Source organism: Dokdonella sp. (assembly GCF_036518555.1).
Taxonomy (GTDB): domain Bacteria; phylum Pseudomonadota; class Gammaproteobacteria; order Xanthomonadales; family Rhodanobacteraceae; genus Dokdonella_A.
This window is the reverse complement of record NZ_DATDMY010000162.1, coordinates 1-4,482: the sequence shown is the minus strand read 5'-3', so window position 1 is coordinate 4,482 and position 4,482 is coordinate 1. Positions and strand designations below refer to the sequence as shown.

The window sequence follows — 4,482 nt, the reverse complement described above, 5'->3', positions numbered from 1 at the left end:
GCCGCGAACGTGCGCGCCGCTCCCGTACCTGAAGGGCAGCGGCTGGACGCGCGTGGCATGGCCGCGAGCCGCTAAACTCGCGGGCCCGATCCGCGCCACCGGCCCTCGATGTCCCTCGTCAACCTCGTCAACGTCGACTATTCGGTCGGCGGTCCGCTCCTGCTCGACCACGTCGACCTCGCGATCGAGCGCAATGAGCGCATCTGCGTCGTCGGCCGCAACGGGGCAGGCAAGTCGACCCTGCTGCGCCTGATCGCGGGCGAGCTGCGGCCCGACGACGGCGAGCTGCGCGTGCAGGGCGGCGTGCGCGTCGCCAGGCTCGCGCAGGAGGTGCCGCACGACGTCGCCGGCAGCGTGTTCGACGTCGTCGCCGGCGCGCTCGGCCATCTCGGCGCGCTGCTCGCCGAGTACCACCACCTGAGCCACCACCTCGACGTCGCCGGCAACACCGACGCGCTCGCGCGCGTGCAGGCGCGCATCGAGGCCGAGCACGGCTGGGACCTCGATCGCCGCGTCGCGAACGTGCTCGAGCGGGTCGAACTGCCCGAGGACGCCGAATTTTCCGCGCTCTCGGGCGGCATGAAGCGTCGCGTCCTGCTCGCGCGCGCGCTCGTACTCGATCCGGACGTGCTTCTGCTCGACGAGCCGACCAACCATCTCGACATCGAAGCGATCGCCTGGCTCGAGCGCTTGCTGCTCGACTTCGCCGGCAGCGTCGTGTTCGTCACGCACGATCGTCGCTTCCTGCGCGCGCTCGCGACGCGGATCGTCGAGGTCGACCGCGGTCGGCTCACGAGCTGGCCGGGCGACTACGACAACTACCTGCGCCGGCGCGAGGAACGCCTGCACGCGGAGGCGCAGGCGAATGCGTTGTTCGACCGCAAGCTCGCGCAGGAAGAGGTGTGGATCCGCCAGGGCATCAAGGCGCGCAGGACGCGCAACGAGGGCCGCGTGCGCGCGCTCGAGACGATGCGGCGCGAGCGCGCGCAGCGCCGCGACGTCGGTGGCACGGCCAAGCTGCAGGTCGGCGGTGCGGCGGCATCCGGGCGGCGCGTGATCGAGGCGAAGGACGTCACCTTCGCATGGGGCGGTCGCACGATCGTCGACCGCTTCTCCACCACGATCCTGCGCGGCGACCGCGTCGGCCTCATCGGGCCGAACGGCTCCGGCAAGACGACCCTGCTCAAGCTGCTGCTCGGCGAACTCGCGCCGCAGCGAGGCGAGGTGCGCCTCGGCACGAACCTCGAGATCGCCTATTTCGACCAGCATCGCGCGCACCTGCGCGAGGACGCCAGCGCGCTCGACAACGTCGCCGAAGGGCGCGAGTACATCGAGATCGGCGGCAGCCGCAAGCACGCGCTCGGCTACCTGCAGGATTTCCTGTTCTCGCCCGATCGCGCGCGCGCGCCGATCACGGCGCTGTCCGGCGGCGAACGCAACCGGTTGCTGCTCGCGAAGCTGTTCGCCAAGCCGTCGAACCTGCTCGTCATGGACGAGCCGACCAACGACCTCGACGTCGAGACGCTCGAACTGCTCGAAGAGCTGCTCGCGGGATATCCCGGTACGTTGTTGCTCGTCTCGCACGACCGCGATTTCATCGACAACGTCGTCACGAGCACGCTCGTGCTCGAGGGCGGCGGACGCGTGGGCGAGTATGTCGGCGGCTACAGCGACTGGTTGCGCCAGGCGCCACGCGCGATGGAAAGAACGACGGATGCCACGGCCCGCGATCGTCCTGCGGCTCGAGCCGCCGACGCCACCAGCCCATTGCCGCAGCCGCCGGTCTCGGCCGCAGCGCCTTCGCCTGCGAAGCGCAAGCTCAGCTACAAGGAATCGCGCGAACTCGACGAGCTGCCCGCGCGCATCGAGACGCTCGAGACGCGCATCGCGGCGATCGGCGAGGCGATGCAGGAGGCCGACTTCTACCAACAAGACAGTGCGCGCATCGTCGCCGCGAACGATGAACTCGCGGCGCTTCAGGCCGAACTCGACGCTGCCTACGCGCGCTGGTCGGAACTCGACGCCTGACGTCGCGGCGCGAATGGCGGCACGCGCGATGCGCGTACCGCCCTACGAAGTAGCCGAAGGCGCGAGCATGACCGTAGGGCGGGTCGAGCCGCGCAGCGGCGAGTCCCGCCGCACGCACGCGCGACTCTTCGCAGCCTTCGGGCCTCAGCCATCGCCTCTCACCACACCTCGCACCGCTCCGCGCCCTGACGCACCATCGGCGCGTCGGCCTTGCACTGGAACGCCTCGCGGAACTCCGGCAGGTTCGACAGCGGGCCGTTGACACGGTACTTCGCGATCGGGTGCGGGTCGCCCTGGATCATCGTGCGTTGCGTTTCGGGGCGGATCTCGTCGCCGCGCCACTGGCCCCATGACAGGAAGAACTGCTGCTCGGGCGTAAAGCCGTCGAGCGTCGGTTCGGCCGGCTTGCCTTCGCGCGACTTCTTGTAGGCGAGGTAGGCGAGCTTCGCACCGGCAAGGTCGCCGATCGATTCGCCGAGCACGAGCTTGCCGTTGTGGTGCAAGCCCGGTTCGACGAAGTAGCCGTCGAACTGCTTGACCACGCATTCGCCGCGCGCCTTGAAGCGTTCCTCGTCCGCGGGCGTCCACCAGTTGGCGAGGCGTCCCTGGGCGTCGAACTGGGCGCCCTGGTCGTCGAACCCGTGGCTGATCTCGTGCCCGATGACGACGCCGATCGCGCCGTAGTTGACCGCGTCGGTCGCGTTCACGTCGAACGCGGGCGGCTGCAGGATGCCGGCCGGGAACACGATCTCGTTGAGGAGCGGGTTGTAGTACGCGTTCGAGGTCGGCGGCGTCATGCCCCAGCGGCCGCGATCGACCGGCTTGCCGATCTGCGCGCGGCCGTCGGCTACGTTCCAGCGCGAGGCCGAGACGACGTCGTCCCAGTACGAATCGCGCGTGACCTTGACCCCGGCATAGTCCTTCCATTTGTCGGGATAGCCGATCTTCGGGTTGAACGTCGCGAGCTTCTCGAGCGCCTTCTGCTTGGTCGCGTCGCCCATCCAGTCGAGGCCATGGATCGTGTCCTTCATCGCGAGCAGGATGTTCTTGACCATCTCCTGCATGCGCGCCTTCGCTTCCGGCGGGAAGTACTTCTCGACGTACTTCCTGCCCAGTGCTTCGCCGAGCTGGTTGTCGGTCGCCTCCGCGCAGCGCTTCCAGCGCGGCTTCATCTCGGTCGCGCCGGTGAGGTATTTGCCGTTGAACGCGAAGTGCTCCTCGACGAACGGCGCGGCCAGCGCGTCGGCAGCCGCGTTCAGCACGTGCCACTCGAGGTAGGTACGCCACTGCGCGGGCGGCGTCGAGGCGAATTCCTTCTGCACCTGCTGCAGGAACTTCGGCTCGGTCACGTTGAGGTCGTCGTGCGGGATGTGCGCGGCGTCGAAGTAGGCGCCCCAGTCGAACGCGGGCACGAGCGTGCCGAGGCCGGCGAACGTGGTCTTGTTGTCCTGCAGCTTCGGGTCGCGCAACTGCACGTTGTCGAGCGAGGCTGCGGCAAGGCGCTTCTCGAACGCGAACACGGTTTCCGCAGCGGCCTTCGCCGCGGCGGGCTTCTCGCCCGCGAGCTCGAACATCTTCGCGACATGCGTGCGGTACTTCGCGCGCGCTTCGACGAAGCGCTTGTCGGGCTTGAGGTAGTAGTCGCGATCGGGCATGCCGAGGGTGCCCGGAGCGATGTGCGCGATCACGCGCGTGGGCTCGTGCAGGTCCGACAACGCGACGAGCGCGAACGGCACCGTGATCCCGACGTCGTGCAGGTGCCCGATCGTGCGCTGCACGCCGGCCTTGTCCTTGATCGCGCGGATCTCCTCGAGCATCGGCTGCACCGGCTTCGCGCCGAGCCCGTCCACGCGCGCTTCGTCCATGCATGCGGCGTAGAAATCACCGGAGAGTTGCTCCGCGCTGCCCGCCGGCCAGTCGGTGCGCGCGGACACCTCGCGCAGGATGTCGCGCACGTGCTCCTTGTTGATCTCGCCCGATTCCCAGCGACGGCTCCAGCGGTCCATGTAGTCGGGGATCGGATGGCTCGCGCGCCAGGCGCCGTTGGCGTAATCGAAGAAATCGTTGCACGCGGCGCCGTCGCGGCGGACGTCGCCGGCTTCGATCCCGTGCGCGGCGAAGACCGGCGTCGCGATGGTGGCGAGCGCGGCGGTGAGAAGATGGCGGGCGATCCGGCGCTTCGGCGCGCCGGGCTTGCTGGCGTGTGGCATGGCATCGTCCATTGGGGCGGGTCACCGCATCGTCGCCGACGCGCGATGCGCCGGCATGGCCCGAATGGCATGGGTCCACATTGCGGCATTGCGGCGCGGCGCCGCGCTGCCGCGCGATGCGGTGGTGCGCTCGACGCGACGCGAGCCGAAGGCCGGGCCCGCAGGGTACGCGCCGTGTCGTCGCGCCGCGGGCCCGCCGATTCCGGTCAGCGCGACGGGGGCGCGGGCGGTGCGGGCGGTGCCG

3 protein-coding genes are annotated in these 4,482 nt (G+C 69.5%); 1 reads left to right on the top strand and 2 read right to left on the bottom strand.

Annotated elements, in window-relative coordinates:
• Window positions 1-108 precede the first annotated feature (108 nt).
• Window positions 109-2,028 carry an ATP-binding cassette domain-containing protein gene (locus tag VI238_RS09670; protein ID WP_331650813.1) on the top strand — a complete coding sequence of 640 codons (1,920 nt, stop codon included), beginning with the start codon at window positions 109-111 and terminating at the stop codon, window positions 2,026-2,028.
• Between the two features lie 158 nt (window positions 2,029-2,186).
• Here VI238_RS09670 and VI238_RS09665 read toward each other — a convergent pair whose 3' ends face one another.
• Window positions 2,187-4,238, bottom strand: a complete 2,052-nt coding sequence (locus VI238_RS09665) for a M13 family metallopeptidase (protein WP_331650811.1) — start codon at window positions 4,236-4,238, stop codon at window positions 2,187-2,189.
• A gap of 21 nt (window positions 4,239-4,259) precedes the next feature.
• A partial coding sequence (locus VI238_RS09660) for a hypothetical protein (RefSeq protein WP_331650809.1) occupies window positions 4,260-4,482 on the bottom strand: 223 nt, incomplete at its 5' end.

Coding starts and splice junctions, on each gene's coding strand:
- VI238_RS09665 (WP_331650811.1), bottom strand. CDS start 4,238: ATGCCACACGCCAGCAAGCCCGGCGCGCCGAAGCGCCGGATCGCCCGC.
- VI238_RS09670 (WP_331650813.1), top strand. CDS start 109: ATGTCCCTCGTCAACCTCGTCAACGTCGACTATTCGGTCGGCGGTCCG.